Below are 1,236 nucleotides of genomic sequence, written 5' to 3'. Positions count from 1 at the left end.
TTAATGTGCAATATCAGATGGTAATGATTACTCATAATGGCGTAAGCGCAGACATCGATGGTGAAAATGCTCGCCAGTTGCTTTAGTTTATCCAACACCCACGGCTTGCGATGTTCGTAACTCTGCTGGGTGTAGTGATCGATGCCGCATAAAAAAGCACGGCGCACGCAACGGCTGATGACATGATAGTACGGAGTTGATTCAGGGCAGATCAACTGACCGCGAGGTAAAGTCATGGCCACATCCTGCTCAATAAGTGGTTTTTAAACTATGGCTCAGGATGTGTGTTAGCGCAAAAAGTGATAAAAGTGATGGATGTCCTGTTATTCTCCAAAAAGTGATGGATGTCCTGATATCTCCTCAGTAGGCATCGGCTTGTCTAAGTTCTTCGATGAAGTTAACCACGACTTGCTGATAAATCGCATTGGCCGTAAGATCAAAAACAAAGCACTGATGCGCTTACTACCTGATTATGTGGCTATACAGCTATTTACTTTCACCTGATTCTACATTCGATTCTTTACAGATAATAAAGAGCAGAAAGTGAATAATACTCCACACCAAGTTGCAAATGTCCAAATCGCGGGCTCAAGTTTATGCCAACCAGTAATATTTATAACGGCAAAATAGAATAGCCCCAATGAGATAAGTGGTAATAAAAATAAAGAGTAAAAGAGCAACATAATTAAATTTGACAATAGCTTTTGATACATATTTTCTGTTTCAGATCTAAATTCAATAAGGCTAAAAATACATTGCGTAGATAGAAACAAAAGAAAAACTTGTAATAAAGTCCAACCAAAGGCAGCAAGAATAGCAATCCACAGCATTATAAGCTCTCCCAAATATAAGATCACTGACACATCGCGCTAAGCTCAGGCATTTTGCTGGCAGTTGTTTATTTTAATAAGGTAGAGCGCGGGCGAAAAGCTGGGACACCTACCAAAATAAATAGGCAATCTTATACCAAGCCACCACAACAATTGCCAAATCTTATTTACTGATTAGCGACTAGATCATCTGCTGATGCTTCGTTAATGACTAAAAAAGAATAGAAATGCTAAATGCTGAGCGGATTGATAAAAATCAAGCATGACCGCACCAGCTGATAGAAGCTGGGTAAATAGTATGGTTATGCGGCGAGTTAGTATTATCCGAACCCACTCAGTCGATTACATGCCGTTTGTCCTCGTGTCCAGCAGTGGCCAGCTCTAATGCTATGCGCAGTAAGATGCT

At 40.4% G+C, this 1,236-nt stretch carries 2 protein-coding genes and 1 pseudogene; 1 reads left to right on the top strand and 2 read right to left on the bottom strand.

Annotation, left to right across the window (positions count from 1 at the left end):
* Window positions 1–236: pseudogene (locus Q4519_RS21585) on the bottom strand (alpha-amylase family glycosyl hydrolase); the annotation flags it as partial.
* Window positions 237–375: 139 nt separating this feature from the next.
* Between Q4519_RS21585 and Q4519_RS21580 the strand changes: the two are divergent.
* On the top strand, window positions 376–504 hold the full coding sequence (locus Q4519_RS21580) for a hypothetical protein (protein ID WP_303515979.1): 129 nt from the start codon (window positions 376–378) through the stop codon (window positions 502–504).
* A 2-nt stretch (window positions 505–506) separates the two neighbouring features.
* Here the strand turns inward: Q4519_RS21580 and Q4519_RS21575 are convergent, their stop codons facing one another.
* Window positions 507–830, bottom strand: a complete 324-nt coding sequence (locus Q4519_RS21575; RefSeq protein ID WP_303515977.1) for a hypothetical protein — start codon at window positions 828–830, stop codon at window positions 507–509.
* Between the last annotated feature and the right edge of the window lie 406 nt (window positions 831–1,236).

The organism is Motilimonas sp. 1_MG-2023 (genome assembly GCF_030547455.1).
Classification (GTDB): domain Bacteria; phylum Pseudomonadota; class Gammaproteobacteria; order Enterobacterales; family CBDFNC01; genus Motilimonas.
The sequence above is the reverse complement of the archived record's forward strand: the minus strand, read 5'-3'. Positions and strand labels throughout refer to the sequence as shown.

Excerpts from the sequence above, each read along its gene's own strand:
- Q4519_RS21575 (WP_303515977.1), bottom strand. The coding sequence starts at position 830 with ATGCTGTGGATTGCTATTCTTGCTGCCTTTGGTTGGACTTTATTACAA.